Below are 17,116 nucleotides of genomic sequence, written 5' to 3' on the forward strand. Positions count from 1 at the left end.
ATTAAGAAAATAGGTATTATAACAAGTGGTGGAGATGCTCCGGGGATGAATGCAGCAGTACGTGCTGTAACAAGAACAGCAACTTCAAATGGATTGGAAGTAATAGGATTCTACAAAGGTTATGCAGGAATTCTTGATAAGGAATATACTGAATTGACTTATGCATCTGTTGGAGGAATAATGGAAAAAGGCGGAACTATTTTAAGAACTGCGAGGGTACCGGGATTTAAAGATCCTAATATTAGAGCAGAAGCAGCAAGAAATTTAAAAGAACTGGGTATAGATGCATTAATTGTAATTGGTGGTGAAGGAAGTTTAACAGGTGCTAAATTATTATATGAAGAACATGGAATACCAATTGTTGGAATTCCTGCTTCTATTGATAACGATATACCTGATACAGATATGGCAATTGGTGTTGATACATGTTTAAATACAGCTGTAGACTCAATGCAAAAATTAAAAGATACAGCATCTTCTCATGAAAGAGCATTTATTGTAGAAGTAATGGGAAGAGGTTCTGGATATATAGCTTTAATGTCTGGTATAGCAGTTGGTGCTGAAGGAATAATAATTCCGGAATTGCCAATTGACTATGATCAATTAACAGATAAAATTTGGGAACAAAGAAAAAGAGGAAAAATAAATTGTATTATTGTTGTTGCAGAAGGTGCTGCAAGCGCATATACAGTTGCAAGACATTTTGAAAATAAAATAGGGTATGAAACAAGAATAACCATTTTAGGTCATATTCAAAGAGGAGGGTCACCAACTGCATTTGATAGAATATTAGCTTCAAGAATGGGTTATGAAGCTGTAAAGTTTTTGCTTAATGGAGAAGCTGGAGTTATGGTTGCTTTAAACAGAAGCAAACTAATAGCAGTTCCTATTGATAAAGTATTAAGTGAAAAGAAAGAGTTAGATTATGAATTAGTAAAATTAGCAAATACATTATCATAAGGAGTGATGAGAATGACAATGAGAAAAACAAGAATTGTTGCAACAATAGGGCCTGCAACTGAATCAGAAGAAATGGTAAGAAAATTAATAGAAGCTGGAGCTGATGTTTTAAGATTGAATACATCTCATGAAAACCCAGAAGTTCATGAAAAAAGAATTGAAACTATCAAGAAAGTAAGAAAAGAATTTGACAAACCTGTGGCGATTTTATTGGATCTTGCAGGTCCAAAAATTAGAACAGGAAATTTCTATAAAGATGAAATTACACTTGAAGAAGGACAGGAATTTATATTAACAGCAGAGGAAGTTACAGGCGATGAAACAAAAGTATCGATTAATTATAAAGGATTACCAAAAGATGTAAAACCAGGAGATAAAATTTTAGTTAATGATGGAAAATTAAAGTTAGAAGTTATAGAATCTGACGGAGTTAACATAAAAACTAAAGTTTTAAATACAGCAACAATTACACATAGAAGAGGAATAAATGCACCAGGGGCAGATATAAAAATTCCAGCGTTAACAGAAAAAGATAAAAAATATATAGAATTTGGTATTAAACATGAAGTTGATTATTTTGCACTTTCATTTGTTAGAAAGCCAGAAGATGTTCTTGAAATGAGAGAAATATTAAATTCCTTAAATGCAAAAGATGCACAGATTATTAGCAAAATTGAAACAAAGCAAGCAATAGAGAATGATCTTGAAAAAATTATTGAACTCTCAGATGGTGTAATGGTTGCAAGAGGAGATCTTGGAGTTGAAGTAGAAGTTGAAAAAATTCCGGTTTTACAAAAAAGAATTATAAAAATTGCAAATAGAATGGCTAAACCAGTTATTACAGCAACTCAAATGCTTGAAACAATGATAGAAAATCCAGTTCCAACAAGAGCTGAAACAACAGATATTGCAAATGCAATTTTAGATGGAACAGATGCAATAATGTTATCCGGCGAAACATCAATAGGAAAATACCCCATAGAAACAGTTAAGGTTATGGATAAAATAGCTAAAGAAACTGAACCATATATTAATCATTATAGTACTTTGTTCTATGAATTTGATGAAGAAGATGATTCAACTACAAATGCAATTTCAAGAGCTGCTAATGAAATTGCTGTAAGTTCAGGAATAAAAACTATAGTAGCTGTTACTGATAGAGGTTATACAGCTCGTGCAGTATCCAGATATAGAGAAAACGTAAATATAATAGCTGTTACTCATTCAGAAAAAACATACAATAGGTTGGCATTAGTTTGGGGAGTAAAACCAATGATAGTAAATGAATTTGTAAGTACAGACACCATGCTTTATATTGTTAAACAAACTTTAAAAGAAGAAGGATTAGTAAAATCAGGAGAAAAAATTATATTTACAGCTGGAATCCCTTATGGATTCTCAAGTAAAACAAACTTTTTACATATTGCAGAAATAAAATAATGTTAATATAACAAAAAACGCCTCGAATAATTCTGAGGCGTTTTTTTTGTTATAACACATTTTTTAAATATTTTCCTGTATATGTATTTGCTTTGATAATATCTTCTGGAGTTCCTGTGGCTACAATATATCCTCCTTTTTCTCCACCTTCAGGACCAAGATCAATAATATAATCTGCATTTTTAATAACATCAAGATTATGTTCTATTATTATTACAGTATTTCCTTTTTCAACCAATTTATGCAAAACTTCAATTAACTTTCTCACATCTTCAAAATGCAAACCAGTAGTAGGTTCATCAAGAAAATATATAGTTCTTCCTGTGTCTCTTTTTCTTAATTCTGAAGTAAGTTTTATTCTTTGTGCTTCACCACCGGATAATGTAGTTGCTGGTTGTCCGAGTTTTATATATCCAACTCCAACATCATTTAATAATTGAAGTATTCTTTTAATACGAGGAATATTCTCAAAAAATTCCAGTGCTTCTTCTACAGACATATCTAAAACATCAGCAATTGTTTTATCTTTATACTTTACAGTAAGCGTCTCTTTATTATATCGCTTTCCTTTACATACATCACAGGTAACATAAACATCGGGCAAAAATTGCATTTCAATCTTTAAATAACCATTACCTTTACAAGCTTCACATCTTCCTCCTTTTACATTAAAACTAAACCTGCTTTTTGTATATCCTTTCATTCTAGCTTCTTTTGTTGCAGCAAATAAATCCCTTATTAAATCAAATACACCTGTATAAGTTGCAGGATTACTTCTTGGAGTTCTTCCAATTGGAGATTGGTCAATAGCGATAACATTATCAATATATTCCAATCCTTTTATTTCTTTATACTTTCCAGGTCTTACTTTTGAATGTCTTAGCTCTTTTAATAATGCTGGATATAGTGTATCCATTATCAATGAGGATTTTCCAGAACCAGAAACACCTGTTACCACGATAAATTTTCCAAGAGGAATTTCTACATTTACTTTTTTTAAATTATTATGTTCTGCTCCAATTATCTCTATCTTTTTATCTGTTTCAACACGTTTAGTTTTATATTTTATTAACTCTATTTTTTTCTTTCCTGAAATATATTGTCCTGTAAGGGATTTTCCAGGATTTTTAAGAAGATTTTTAACTGTCCCGCTATATACAACTTCTCCACCATTAATTCCAGCGCCAGGGCCTAAATCAACTATATAATCTGAAGATTTTATTACTTCTTCATCATGTTCAACTATAATAACAGTATTTCCTAATTCTTTTAATTTTTTCAAAGTTTCTATTAATCTGTCATTATCTCTGGGATGTAAACCTATTGTTGGTTCATCAAGTACATATGTTACACCAGTTAGCCCTGAACCAATTTGAGTAGCAAGTCTAACCCTTTGTGATTCTCCACCTGATAAGGTATTTGCACTTCTGGAAAGAGTTATATATCCCAATCCTACATCAACAAGAAATCCTATTCTTTTCTTTATCTCTGTTAATAATTCTCCAACAATCTCTTTTTCCTTTTTGGTTAAAGATATTGTTTCAAAAAATTCTTTGGCTTTTTCAATTGGCATTTCAGTTATTTCCTGAATATTCTTGCCATTGATTTTAACGTTTAAAGGTTCTTCTTTTAATCTTTTGCCGTGACAGGTATTACACGTTTTCATTACCATGTATTCCTTTTGATAATATAAACGTATTTCATCATTCTCAGCATTTCTATAACGTCTCTCATACATATTGATAAGTCCTTCAAACTCTTTATAATAACGATAAACACCATTTGAAGTTTTGTACTCAAATCTTATAGGTTCTGTTGTTCCATATAAAATACCATCAATAGTTTCCTTTTTTAAATCCTTTATTTTCTTCTGAGGGTCATCATTAAAATGTTTTATAACATTTTCAATTACCTTCATCATATATGTATCTTTTCCAAAAGAAACTCCACCATTATATATATTTTTTTCATAATCTAAGATATATGTGGGTTCAAATTCGAATTTAAAACCAAGGCCATGACATTCCTCACATGCACCATATGGGCTATTAAAAGAAAAAAGTTTTGGAGTAATTTCAGGGAAACTAAACCCACATTCAGGACAAACCAATTTTTCGCTATATGTTTTCTTTTTTAACACATTACCTTCTTTATCCAATTCTCGAATTTCAACAAATCCATCAGATTCCTTTAAAGCCAGCTCAATAGCTTCATATAACCTTTCGAAATTCTCCTTTTTTAACTTTAATCTATCAATAAGTAAATTAATTGTATGCCTATAGCTTTTCTTTAAAGATGTAATTTCATCCAGATCGTATATTTCACCGTCAATTTCAACACGCTTATATCCATTTTTTCTCATTGTTTCCAATTCTTTTTTGAATTCACCTTTTTTCTCTTTTGCAATAGGTGCAAAAACGTATAACCTTGAATTTTCATCAAATTGGTCATACACTCTTTCAATAATTTCATCAATTGAAGATTTTTCAACAGGAATTTTACATTTTGGACAATATGCTTTTCCAATTCTGGCAAATAAAACCCTCATATAATCATATATTTCTGTAACTGTACCAACGGTAGAACGTGGATTGTGGGATACAGATTTTTGTTCTATGGCAATTGCAGGCGAAAGTCCTATTATTTGTTCGACATTTGGTCTTTTTAATTCGCCAAGAAATTGTCTTGCATATGAAGAAACAGATTCCAAATATCTTCTCTGACCTTCGGCATATATTGTATCCATTGCAAGTGTAGATTTTCCAGAACCAGAAAGTCCTGCAATAACCACTAATTTATTTTTAGGGATTTTTACATCTATATTTTTTAAGTTATGTTCTTTGGCACCTTTCACATATATATAATTCATATTTTCACCTCACACTAAATTATACCACATATATTATTTCTGTAATCAACTCAAAAATGTAAAAGATATAATAAAATCATTAAATAACCAACAAAAGAAAAAATAAAGGGAATAATCAAATTTTTTAGCATTGAAGACATCTTAACACCAAAAAAATTAGAAGTTAATAATAAACATAAGTGTACAGGTGAAAGCAAAACTCCTATTATTGCAAAATAATAATTAGTTACTGCAGCTGCTAATAACGGAAATGCCCCAGAGGTTGCAAGACTTAGTGTAAGAGGTATTGTAATAGAAAAAGCTGCTTGAGTTATTCCCGTAATCAATCCAAGAATAAATGGAGAAAAAATTATAATTATCCAGGGATTAATTCCAAAATTTTTAAGTTCTTCAGTAAACATAACAGAAAGATTAGAAGCACTAATAAAATTTTTATACCAGAAAACCAAAAATAATAAAAGAAAAATAGAATATTTCAATTTAAAAAGATTTTTATAATTCTTGGTAAAAATTGCGTATAAAACTGCAACAGTAAATACAACTAACCAACCTTCTATCTTTAATAAAACTCCAATAATTATAGCGATAATTGGTATTAAAGAGTCAATAAAAGTTATCATATCTTTTTTACTATAATTAATATGTATTTTACCAAGTCCAAAATAAAACCAGGCGCTTACAATTGCAAAAATACCAATTGGTAATTGCAAAAATAAAATTTTAACCAGATCAGTTTTTGTAAATACTGCTTCAAGAACAAGAGCCGGATATAATATCCAGAAAAATTCCATAGAATGTCTAAACCAATAATTCATAGAAGCAGCAGTTAGATGATCCAACTCAGTTTCATCAGAAATATCTCTTACCATTGGTGCAGTGAACATTGCACCACCTGGCATAGGCAAAAAGCCTAAAAACATGGGCATTAAAGCAGAAGCCTGTTTAGCATTAAAAATATTTTTTATACTATTGGAAAACTTTTGTGAGTTTCCAGAAGATTTAAAAGTATCAGCTATTAAATAGATACTATATATAGTTATAATTATTTCATAAAACTTTTGGTCTTTTAATGTTATCAAAAAAGCTGTTGCGGTCATAGGAAACTTTGCAGAGATTATTGCAGTAGAAATCAAAGCAGCAAATATTCCCCAATGAACACTTTTGGTAAATTTTATTGCTAAAATCAAAATAAAAAATCCTGCCAATATGGATAATGTAATCATTCAAAAACCTCCCTGATAATTAGTTATCCTAATCATTATATCATAAAAATATTGATAACAATAAAAAAATCCCGCAAAAAGCGGGATTAATTATAAACACTTAAAATATTTTTCCTTTATATAATGGGAATTTTTCACATAATTCCTTTACTTCTGATTTTATTTTATTTTTAAATTCTTCGTCTAATGTTCCATCTTCATCTTTTATATTTGTAATAACTTCATTAATTAATTTAGCAATAACAACCATTTCTTCTTCTTTCATGCCTCTTGTTGTAACAGCAGGTGTTCCTATTCTAATACCACTTGTTACAAAAGGTGAACGTGTTTCCTTTGGAATAGTGTTTTTATTTACTGTAATTCCAGCAGCTTCTAAAGCTTTTTCAGCAGCTTTTCCGGTTACATTTTTTTCATTTAAATCAACAAGGAATAAATGAGAATCTGTTCCACCTGAAACAATTCTAAATCCAAGTTTTTCCATTTCTTCAGCAAGTTTTTTTGCATTTTTTATAACCTGTTCTTGATAAGTTTTAAATTCTGGAGATAAAGCTTCCTTAAATGCCACAGCTTTTGCAGCAATAACATGCATTAAAGGACCCCCCTGAATTCCAGGGAAAATACTCTTATTAATTAATTTATATAATTCCTTATCGTTAGTTAAAATCATACCGCCTCTTGGGCCTCTTAATGTTTTATGTGTTGTTGTTGTAACAACATGTGCATATTCAAGAGGATTTGGGTATAATCCAGCAGCAACAAGTCCTGCAAAGTGTGACATATCAACTACAAGATATGCTCCGACTTTATCAGCTATTTCTCTAAATCTTTTGAAATCAATAATTCTTGCGTACGCACTTCCACCAGCAACAATTACCTTTGGTTTATGTTCAAGAGCTAACTTTTCTACTTCATCATAATCTATTACTTCTGTATCTTCATTTACACCATATTGTACAACGTTGAATATTTTACCTGAAAAGTTTACTGATGCACCGTGAGTTAAATGTCCCCCATGGCTTAATGACATTCCCATTAATGTATCGCCAGTTTCCATTAATGCAAGGTAAACACCCATATTAGCCTGAGAACCTGAATGTGGTTGAACATTTGCATATTTAGCGCCAAATAATTCCTTTGCTCTATTTCTTGCAAGAGTTTCTGCTTTATCTACAACCTCACAACCACCGTAATACCTTTTTTTAGGATAACCTTCAGCATATTTATTTGTTAAAACGCTTCCCATTGCTTCCATAACTGCAACTGATGCAAAATTTTCTGAAGCAATTAATTCAATTCCATATTCCTGTCTGTTTAATTCTTCGGTTATAATTTCGAAGATTTCAGGATCAATTGTTTTCACATTTTCCCACATATTCTCTCCTCCTCACCGATAAAATTTTCACATATATTATACAATAAATATAATAAAAATACTAATACTAACATTGAAAAAAATTTCGTGAAAAAAATTTCACACACCATTTAATCAGGGATAATTCCATATAACCAGATGTATACCCCTCTAATCAACTTTGTAAAAAGTAAATTAAAAGTGTAAAATAAAAGTGAGAAATAAACTACTTTTTGGAGGGGTGATTATTGTGAAATTTGAAAATAAGTATTCAGAAACCGTTAAAAGGATTAAATCAAACCTTATCAGAGAATTGTTAAAAACAGCTGGTGATAAAGATATTATTTCATTTGGTGGTGGAATTCCAGATCCAGAAACATTTCCTATAAAAAAAATGTCAGAAATTGCAAATGAAGTAATTATGAATGAATACAGAGTATCATTACAGTATGGTTCAACAGAAGGTGATCCAGAATTAATTAAACAGTACATTAGATTAATGGAAGAATATGAAGGTATCCATGGTTTAACAGAAGAAAATTTAATGGTTACAACAGGATCACAGCAAGCATTATTTATTGTTGGAACAGTATTTTTAGATGAAGATAGCTACTGTGCAGTAAGTAAACCAATTTATTTAGGAGCAGGAAGTGCTTTTAATCAAAGAAATCCAAAATACATTAGCATTCCACTTGAAAAAGATGGTATGAATATTGACTATCTTGAAAATGAATTAAAGAAATTAGATGAAAATGGAGAAATCGATAAATTCAAATTTGTTTATACAGTAAGTAATTTCCACAATCCAGCAGGAACAACATTATCACTTGAAAAGAGAAAAAGATTAATTGAATTAGCAGAAAAATATGATTTTATTATCATTGAAGATGATCCATATGGTGCATTAAGATTTGAAGGAGAAAAGCAACCAAGTATCTTCAAATTAAATAATGGTGAAAGGGTTGTCTTATTAAATACATTTAGTAAAGTATTATCTCCAGGATTAAGAATAGGTGTTATTGTTGCAAATAAAGAGTTAATCAGAAAAATGGTATTGGCAAAACAGGGAATGGATCTTTGTTCTTCAACATTAACTCAGAGAATAGCAGCAAGATTTATTGAAAAATATGATTTATTTGAAGAAATAAAACCAACAATAGAGTTATACAGAGCTAAAAAAGATAAATTTATGGAAGCGTTGGAAAAATACCTTGGAGATATTGAAGGTGTTGACTGGATTAGACCAGAAGGTGGATTGTTCTCATGGATTACATTACCAGAAGGTTTTGATACAATGGAATTATTTGAAATTGCAAAGAGAAAGAAAGTAATCTATATACCAGGCGAAACATTCTATGTAGATGAACCAGAAAGAAATACAATGAGAGTTTCATTCTGTCTTCCATCATTTGAAGAATTAGATGAAGGTGTAAAAAGATTAAGAGAAGCAATTGACGAATATGCAAAAGAAAAAGGAATAGAATTGAAATTAAAATAAATAATATTTTAAGCATTGTGAGGTGAAAAAATGAAACGAATTTTAGTAATCAATCCTGGTTCAACATCAACTAAAATAGCAGTTTTTGAAGATAATAACTTAATAGTTTCTGAAGAAGTTTCTCATTCAATGGAAGAATTAGAAAAATACGATAGATTAATGGATCAAATAGATTTAAGAAAAAACGAAATCGAAGAATTTATTGGAAAATATGGATACAAAGTTTCAGACTTTGATGCAATTGCTGCAAGAGGTGGTATTCTTCCACCTCTTGAAAGCGGTACTTATAAAGTAAATGAAGAAATGGTTGATTATTTAAGAAACAAAACAAAAATAGAACACGCTTCAAATCTTGCCGCTGTAATTGGTTGGGAATTGTCAAATGGAGAAATACCAATATTCATTACAGATCCTGTTTCAGTTGATGAGTTTATACCAGAATCAAGAATTTCAGGTATACCTGAAATTGAAAGAAGAAGTTTATTCCACGCTTTGAATATGAAGAGCGTTGCAAGAAAGGCTGCTAAAGAGTTAAACAAAAAATATGAAGATTGTAATTTTGTTATTGCACATCTTGGTGGGGGAATTTCTGTTGGCGCACAAAGAAAAGGAAAAATGATAGATGTAAACAACGCAAATGACGAAGGACCATTTAGTCCTGAAAGGACAGGGGAATTACCAGTTGGCGATCTTGCAAAAATGGCATTTTCTGGTAAATACGATAAAAAAGAATTAAAGAAAAGATATATTGGAAAAGGTGGTCTCGTAGCATATCTTGGAACAAATGACCTAAGAGAAGCAATGAAAAAAGCCGAAACAGATGAATACGCTAAAAAAGTAGTTGAAGCTATGGCATATCAAATTGCTAAAGAAATTGGCGGTATGGCAGCTATATTAAAAGGTGAAGTAGATGCAATTATTATAACAGGTGGTATGGCAAGAAACGATGTATTTATAGATATGATTAAACAAAGAGTATCGAAAATTGCATTAATTATGAGATATCCAGGTTCATTTGAAATGGAAGCATTAGCAGAAGGTGCATTAAGGGTATTAAACAATGAAGAACCAGCTAAAGAATGGAAATTGTGAGGTGAAACAATGAGAATTAACAAAATAATTGAACTTGCAAAATCAATGGAAGTAAAAAAAACCGTTGGTGTTGCAGCAGCTGAAGATGAAGTAGTGTTAAAGGCTGTTGAAAGAGCTTTAAAGGAAGGAATTTGTAATGTTGTATTATATGGAAACGAAGAAAAAATAAAAGAAATTGCAAAAGAACATGATATAGATATTTCCAAAATGGAAATAGTTCATTGTGAAAATAATAAAGAAGCAGTTAGAAAAACTGTTGAAGATGTAGCCTCAGGAAAAACAGACCTTCCAATGAAAGGCCATATCACAACAGGTGAATTGCTTTCAGTATTCTTAAAAGAGGAATATGGATTAAGAACAAAAAGCACAATGAATCTTGTAAGCGTATTTGATATAGAAGGTTATCATAAATTACTTATTGTAACAGATGCTGGAATGGTTATAGCACCAACTTTAGAACAAAAAGTTGATTCAATAAACAATGCAGTAAAAATAGCAAAAGCTTTGGGAATTGAAACACCAAAAGTAGCAATAGTAGGCGCTCTTGAAAAGGTTAATCCAAAAATGCCAGCAACAATGGATGCAGCAATAATTACTCAAATGAACAGACGTGGTCAAATAAAAGGCTGCATAGTAGATGGACCATTTGCAATGGATAATGCAATTTCTAAAGAAGCAGCAGAACACAAAGGAATAAAAAGTGAAGTTGCCGGAGATGCAGACATTATAATTATGCCAGATATCGAAGCTGGAAACATATTCTATAAATCCATGGTATTCTTATCAGGTGCTGGTGTTGCAAGTACAATTCTTGGCGGTAAAAAACCTGTAGTTTTAACTTCAAGAGCAGATTCTGATGATGCGAAACTATTATCAATTGCATTATCAGTACTCTTAGCTTAGGAGGTAATAGTTATGTATAAAATATTAGTAATAAATCCTGGTTCAACATCAACTAAACTTGCAATTTACGAAGACGATAAACTTCTTTCAAAAGATACAGTAAGACATTCATCAGAAGAATTAGCTCCTTTTGAACATATTGCAGATCAATACGAATTTAGAAAAAACGTTATAAAGAAATTCCTTGAAGAAAGCGGACATTTATTAGAAACATTTTCTGCAATTATAGGAAGAGGTGGATTATTAAGACCAATTCCAGGTGGAGTATACGCAGTAAATGAATTAATGAAAGAAGAATTAAGAGAAGGAAAATACGGAGAACATGCTTCAAATCTTGGGGCATTAATTGCAAGTGAATTAGCAAATGAAGTTGGTATTCCAGCATACATTGCAGATCCTGTAGTAGTTGATGAAATGGAAGATATTGCAAGATTCTCAGGACATCCAGATTATGTAAGGAAATCTATTTTCCATGCATTAAACCAAAAAGCTGTTGCAAGGAGCACAGCAAAAGAAATGGGAAAATCATATGAAGAAGTTAATTTAATTGTTGTACATATGGGCGGTGGTATTTCTATCGGTGCTCATAAACATGGACGTGTTGTTGATGTAAATAACGCACTCGATGGCGACGGTCCTTTTACCCCCGAAAGAGCTGGAACATTGCCAATGACTCAGGTAATGGATTTGGCCTATTCAGGAAAAATGACATTAGATGAAATGAAAAAAAGGATAAAAGGAAAAGGTGGTTTAGTAGCATATCTTAACACAAACGATGCATTAGAAGTTCAAAAAAGAGTAGAAAGTGGAGAAGAATATGCTACAACAATTTATAAAGCAATGGCATTACAGATATCCAAATGGATTGGAAAAATGGCAGCTGCTTTGAATTTTGAAGTAGATGGAATTGTTTTAACTGGCGGTTTGGCATACGATAAAAATAATATGGTTAAATGGTTAAAAGAACATACAGAGTTTATAGCACCTATTTATGTTGTGCCAGGTGGAGATGAAGAAAAAGCTCTTGCAGAAGCAGCATTGAGAGCGTTAAAAGGAGAAGAGGAAGTTAAAAGTTATCCTCAGGAGGTAAATAATGGTTAATACTGATTTTAAATGTCACGTTTTTATTGGAATGTTTGGTTCTGGAAAAACAGAAATAGCCTTAAATACAGCAATATATCTTAAAGAAAAATATGATCATGTTGCAATAGCTGATATAGATGTAATAAGTCCATATTTCAGAACAAGAGACGAAATAGATATATTAAGCAATATGAATATCAAAGTAATAACACCACCAAAAAGATTTATGCATGCGGATTTACCAATAATTCCACCAGAAGTTGGAGGATATATAGTAAATCCAGAATACCAAACAGTAATAGATGCTGGTGGTAATGAAGACGGAGCTACAGTAGTGGGATCACTAAATAACTTTTTGACTCAAACAAAAACAGCAACATATTTGGTTGTAAATACTAAAAGACCGTTTATGAACACAGTAGATGATATTATATATAATCTCGAAAGATTAGGTGCAAAGGCAAGAAGAAAAATAGATTATTTAGTATCAAATTCCAATCTTCAAAATGAAACTACTGAAGAAGTAATTCTCGAAGGTGAAAAATTATTAATGGAAGTTTCTGAAAAAACAGGAATACCAATAGCATTTACAGTAGTTCCTGAATTCTTAAAAGATATAGAAACACAAAATAAGAAATTCATTTTAAGAAGATTTATGGATAAAGTGTATGAATTATGAACCTGAAAAGGAGGGATACGATGGAATACAAAAACAAAGTTGAAATCGATCAGGAAAGATGTAAAGGATGTGGCCTTTGTATAGATGCCTGTCCTACACAGACATTAGGATTCTCAGAAGCATTTAATGCAAAAGGTTATCATCCAGCAGCAGTAATACATCCAGAAAAATGTATAGGATGTGGATTCTGTTACCAGATGTGTCCTGATGTATGTATCACAGTTTCAACATTGGAAAAGGCAAATGCTTAAGGAGGGATAATTGATGGGCGAAAAAGTAATGGTTAAAGGTACAGAAGCAATTGGTGAAGCCGCCATAAGGGCTGGATGTAGATTATATTTTGGATATCCAATAACACCACAGAGTGAATTAACAGAATATATGTCAAGAAGGTTACCACAGGTTGATGGTACATTCTTACAGGCAGAAAGTGAAGTTGCAGCTGTAAATATGATTTACGGTGCAGCAGCAACAGGTTCAAGAGTATTCACATCAACATCTTCACCAGGATACTCATTAATGCAAGAAGGTGTTTCATATATTGCTGGTGCAGAATTACCTGCAGTATTTGTAAACGTTGTTAGAGGCGGTCCAGGTTTAGGAGATATTCAGCCAGCACAAAGTGACTACTTCCAGGCAACAAAAGGTGGAGGACACGGAGATTACAGACTTGTTGTATATGGTCCAGAATCATTACAGGAAGCTGTAGAATTAACAATAAAGGCATTTGATGTTGCAGATAAATACAGAAATCCTGTTTTAATCCTTGCAGACGGTATGCTCGGTCAAATGATGGAACCAGTTGAATTCCCAGAATATAGGGATTTATCAACATTACCTGATCATAGCTCATGGGCAATGCAGGGAGCAAAAGGAAGAGAACCACATAAAATAACTTCATTTGATATAAATGAATATGTTTTAGAAAAAATGAACTTAAGATATCAGGAAAAGTATAAGAAAATAATTGAAAACGAAATAATGTACGAAGAATACAAAACAGAAGATGCAGATGTTATTCTCGTTGCATATGGTACAATTGGAAGAATTGCAAAAACAGTTGTTGATACAGCAAGAGAAAAAGGCGTAAAAGCAGGTTTAATAAGACCAATTACATTATGGCCATTCCCATATGAAGCAATTGCAAAATTAGCAGATCAGGCAAAATTATTCTACACAGTTGAAATGAGTATGGGACAAATGGTTGAAGATGTAAGATTAGCAGTAAACGGTAAAAAACCAGTTGAATTCTACGGAAGAACTGGTGGTGTTGTTCCAACACCAAATGAAATATTAGATCATTTAATGGAATTGTTATAAGAAAGGAGGAAAATTATGTCATATAAAATAAAATTTAAAGGTCCTGAGTCATTAAGCGGAAAAGAATTTACTTACTGTCCAGGATGTCATCATGGTATAATCCATAGATTAATAGCAGAAGTATTAGATGAATTAGGAATAAGAGAAAAAACATTAATGGTTGCTCCAGTAGGATGTTCAGTTTTTGCATATGAATTCTTTGATGTAGATGGTACAGTTGCACCACACGGAAGAGCTCCAGCAGTAGCAACAGGTATGAAAAGAGCAAGACCAGATAATGTAGTATTTACATATCAGGGTGATGGTGACCTCGCTGCTATAGGTACAGCAGAAATTATGCACGCAGCAAACAGAGGAGAAAAAATCACAACAATATTTGTAAACAATGCTATATATGGTATGACTGGAGGACAAATGGCTCCAACAACATTGCTTGGAATGAAAACAACAACTTCGCCATATGGAAGAAAAGCAGAAAATGAAGGTTATCCAATTCATATGGCAGAAGTATTATCAAACCTACCAGGTGTAGCATTCTTAGCAAGAACAAAAGTTAACAAACCACAGGATGTATTAAAAACAAAGAAAATGATTAAAAAAGCATTCTTAGCTCAATTAAATGGCCTTGGTTTTGGTATGGTTGAAGTTCTTTCAACATGTCCAACAAACTGGGGTGTAAATCCAATTGAAGCTAACAAATGGTTAGAAGATAACATGGTTCCAGAATTTCCATTAGGCGTTTATGTTGACAAGGTGGGTGATGAAAAGTGAGACATCATGCATTCATAGCAGCAGGATTTGGTGGTCAGGGTGTAATGCTCTTTGGAAAAATCCTTTCATTAGCAGCAATGTACGAAAATTTATATACAACATGGTTACCATCATATGGTCCAGAAATGCGTGGAGGTACAGCAAACTGTACAGTAGTTATCTCAGAAAAATACATTGCATCACCAGTTGTAGACAAACCATCAGAAGTTATAGCATTTAATATTCCATCAATGTACAAATTTGAAAAATTCTTACCAGAAGGTGGATTATTACTTTTAAATACATCTGTTATAGATAGAGAACCAGAAAGAAAAGATGTAAAAGTAATAAAAATTCCTGCAAATGAAATTGCAGATGAATTAGGAAATATAAAAGTTCAAAATATGGTAATGTTAGGAGCATATTTAAAAGCAACAGATGCAGTTTCATTTGATTCAGTAAAAGCAGCTCTTGAAAAATCATTAAAAGGTAAAAAAGCAGACTTATTAGAACTTAACTTAAAAGCAATTGAAGCTGGAATGAAAGCTGCAGAAGAACAATTATAATTAATAATATAAAACCGGAAGCTTTTAAGCTTCCGGTTTTATATTACTTCATCAACTTCATTTATATTGAGTATCTCATTTATATCATTAACAATTTTATCTATATATTCTGGATTCTCTACAATATCTATTTCATCACCATCAACAACATAAATCTTTGATTCATCATAATTATCAATCCAGTCTTTATATAAATTATCAAGTTGCTGCCAATATTCAATAGGAACCTGCATCTCCATTTCTCTTCCTCTTTTAGCAATTCTTTTAACAACAGTATCCACACTTGTTTTAATGTATATCAATAAATCAGGCTTTTTTAAAAATTCAAGCATAGTATAAAATATTTGAGTGTATGTCTTATATTCCCTTTCGCTCATCTTACCTGTTAAATAAAGATTTTTTGCAAAAATCTCTGCATCTTCGTATATTGATCTATCTAAAATAGCATCTGTACCGCTATCGATTATATCCTTAATACTATTAAATCGATGAAAAAGGAAAAAGGTTTGTAAATGATATGACCATTTCTTTTGGTCCTTATAAAAATCTTCTAAAAATGGATTATCAGCAACAGATTCATAATATGGTGTAAAACCAAGCCTTTCTGAAAGAACTCTTGTAAATGTAGATTTTCCAGCACCAACATTCCCGGCCAAAACTATCATCTTTCCCATTATTTTCCCTCCAGATAATTTATTATTTTTAATAAAACTTCTTTTAACTGTTTTTCATCAAAAACATTAAAATTATTTCCGTCAATATAAAGAAAATCCTTCTCATTAGAAAAATATTCCTTATAACCTCTATCAACCAATTCCAGATATTCCTTTGCAATGACCTTCTCCATATCCCTATTTCTCTTTTTAATTCTTTCAATAACAGTATCCACATCGGTATCAATATAAATAAGAACATCAGGTTTCTTAATATCCTCAGTTAAAATATCATAAATCTTGAAAAACTTATATTTCTCCTTTGGATTGGTAATTGTAATATCGGCAAAAATCTTATTCTTTAACATATCATAATCAGAAACAATTAATCTTGAATCATTATTCCTGTGATATTGCTTGTATCTTGAAACAAGAAAAAACATTTCTGTTTGAAATCCTACATCTTCATTCTTATATAATAATGGAAGATAAGGATTATTTTCAAATTCTTCTAAAATCAACTCATCAGCATTAATTTTATAAAAAATAGCATTAGCAAGCGTTGTCTTTCCACTTCCAATATTCCCTTCGATATTAATTCTTAACTGTTTATCCTTAAAATATGCCAAAATCTCTTCCATCATGCCACCTCAATATTCAATAAAATAAATTCATTAATGCTCTATCATTATATAAAAGAAATATTGAAAAAATCTTTAATTTTCATTA

The 17,116-nt window shown here is 31.3% G+C and carries 16 protein-coding genes; 11 read left to right on the top strand and 5 right to left on the bottom strand.

All coding sequences use genetic code 11. From position 1 onward, the window contains the following. Nucleotides 1-960 carry a 6-phosphofructokinase gene (gene pfkA, locus MARPI_RS00730; protein ID WP_041638685.1) on the top strand — a complete coding sequence of 320 codons (960 nt, stop codon included), beginning with the start codon at nucleotides 1-3 and terminating at the stop codon, nucleotides 958-960. A gap of 12 nt (nucleotides 961-972) precedes the next feature. After that, nucleotides 973-2,400 (top strand): pyruvate kinase, encoded by a 1,428-nt coding sequence (gene pyk / locus MARPI_RS00735; protein WP_014295674.1) that lies wholly within the window; start codon nucleotides 973-975, stop codon nucleotides 2,398-2,400. Between the two features lie 49 nt (nucleotides 2,401-2,449). On the opposite strand, the gene uvrA is transcribed toward pyk, so the two are convergent. The 3 genes from uvrA to glyA form a co-directional block, all read right to left on the bottom strand. After that, complete coding sequence (gene uvrA, locus MARPI_RS00740) at nucleotides 2,450-5,269, bottom strand: excinuclease ABC subunit UvrA (RefSeq protein ID WP_014295675.1); 2,820 nt, start codon at nucleotides 5,267-5,269, stop codon at nucleotides 2,450-2,452. Between the two features lie 50 nt (nucleotides 5,270-5,319). Continuing rightward, entirely contained in the window at nucleotides 5,320-6,492 is a 1,173-nt protein-coding gene (locus MARPI_RS00745; RefSeq protein ID WP_014295676.1) for a DUF401 family protein, read from the bottom strand. 100 nt (nucleotides 6,493-6,592) lie between these two features. Next, nucleotides 6,593-7,864 (bottom strand): serine hydroxymethyltransferase, encoded by a 1,272-nt coding sequence (glyA, locus tag MARPI_RS00750; protein ID WP_014295677.1) that lies wholly within the window; start codon nucleotides 7,862-7,864, stop codon nucleotides 6,593-6,595. A 229-nt stretch (nucleotides 7,865-8,093) separates the two neighbouring features. Between glyA and MARPI_RS00755 the strand changes: the two genes are divergently transcribed. Genes MARPI_RS00755 through MARPI_RS00795 form a run of 9 tightly spaced genes read left to right on the top strand, consistent with a single transcriptional unit; the run spans nucleotide 8,094 to nucleotide 15,734 of the window. Further along, nucleotides 8,094-9,341 (top strand): aminotransferase-like domain-containing protein, encoded by a 1,248-nt coding sequence (locus MARPI_RS00755; RefSeq protein WP_014295678.1) that lies wholly within the window; start codon nucleotides 8,094-8,096, stop codon nucleotides 9,339-9,341. 30 nt (nucleotides 9,342-9,371) lie between these two features. Further along, the gene (gene buk / locus MARPI_RS00760; RefSeq protein ID WP_014295679.1) at nucleotides 9,372-10,433 is read left to right on the top strand and encodes a butyrate kinase; all 1,062 of its coding nucleotides are present in this window, start codon (nucleotides 9,372-9,374) and stop codon (nucleotides 10,431-10,433) included. 9 nt (nucleotides 10,434-10,442) lie between these two features. Continuing rightward, the gene (locus MARPI_RS00765) at nucleotides 10,443-11,336 is read left to right on the top strand and encodes a bifunctional enoyl-CoA hydratase/phosphate acetyltransferase (RefSeq protein WP_014295680.1); all 894 of its coding nucleotides are present in this window, start codon (nucleotides 10,443-10,445) and stop codon (nucleotides 11,334-11,336) included. 12 nt (nucleotides 11,337-11,348) lie between these two features. Then, nucleotides 11,349-12,437, top strand: coding sequence for a butyrate kinase (gene buk / locus MARPI_RS00770; RefSeq protein ID WP_014295681.1), 1,089 nt, complete (start codon nucleotides 11,349-11,351; stop codon nucleotides 12,435-12,437). Next, entirely contained in the window at nucleotides 12,430-13,098 is a 669-nt protein-coding gene (locus tag MARPI_RS00775; protein ID WP_014295682.1) for a hypothetical protein, read from the top strand. The genes buk (MARPI_RS00770) and MARPI_RS00775 overlap by 8 nt, the downstream gene beginning before the upstream one ends. Before the next feature lie 20 nt (nucleotides 13,099-13,118). Beyond that, nucleotides 13,119-13,349 carry a 4Fe-4S dicluster domain-containing protein gene (locus tag MARPI_RS00780; RefSeq protein ID WP_014295683.1) on the top strand — a complete coding sequence of 77 codons (231 nt, stop codon included), beginning with the start codon at nucleotides 13,119-13,121 and terminating at the stop codon, nucleotides 13,347-13,349. Nucleotides 13,350-13,362: 13 nt separating this feature from the next. Next, nucleotides 13,363-14,418: a 3-methyl-2-oxobutanoate dehydrogenase subunit VorB gene (locus tag MARPI_RS00785; protein ID WP_014295684.1), complete on the top strand. Its 1,056-nt coding sequence runs from the start codon at nucleotides 13,363-13,365 to the stop codon at nucleotides 14,416-14,418. A 15-nt stretch (nucleotides 14,419-14,433) separates the two neighbouring features. Continuing rightward, nucleotides 14,434-15,189 carry a thiamine pyrophosphate-dependent enzyme gene (locus MARPI_RS00790; RefSeq protein WP_014295685.1) on the top strand — a complete coding sequence of 252 codons (756 nt, stop codon included), beginning with the start codon at nucleotides 14,434-14,436 and terminating at the stop codon, nucleotides 15,187-15,189. Next, the gene (locus MARPI_RS00795; RefSeq protein ID WP_014295686.1) at nucleotides 15,186-15,734 is read left to right on the top strand and encodes a 2-oxoacid:acceptor oxidoreductase family protein; all 549 of its coding nucleotides are present in this window, start codon (nucleotides 15,186-15,188) and stop codon (nucleotides 15,732-15,734) included. The genes MARPI_RS00790 and MARPI_RS00795 overlap by 4 nt, the downstream gene beginning before the upstream one ends. A 38-nt stretch (nucleotides 15,735-15,772) precedes the next feature. Here the strand turns inward: MARPI_RS00795 and MARPI_RS00800 are convergent, their stop codons facing one another. Then, on the bottom strand, nucleotides 15,773-16,408 hold the full coding sequence (locus MARPI_RS00800; RefSeq protein WP_014295687.1) for a deoxynucleoside kinase: 636 nt from the start codon (nucleotides 16,406-16,408) through the stop codon (nucleotides 15,773-15,775). Further along, entirely contained in the window at nucleotides 16,408-17,028 is a 621-nt protein-coding gene (locus MARPI_RS00805) for a deoxynucleoside kinase (protein WP_014295688.1), read from the bottom strand. Before MARPI_RS00805 ends, MARPI_RS00800 begins: the two co-directional genes overlap by 1 nt. Between the last annotated feature and the right edge of the window lie 88 nt (nucleotides 17,029-17,116).

Source organism: Marinitoga piezophila KA3, assembly GCF_000255135.1.
Classification (GTDB): Bacteria; Thermotogota; Thermotogae; order Petrotogales; family Petrotogaceae; genus Marinitoga; species Marinitoga piezophila.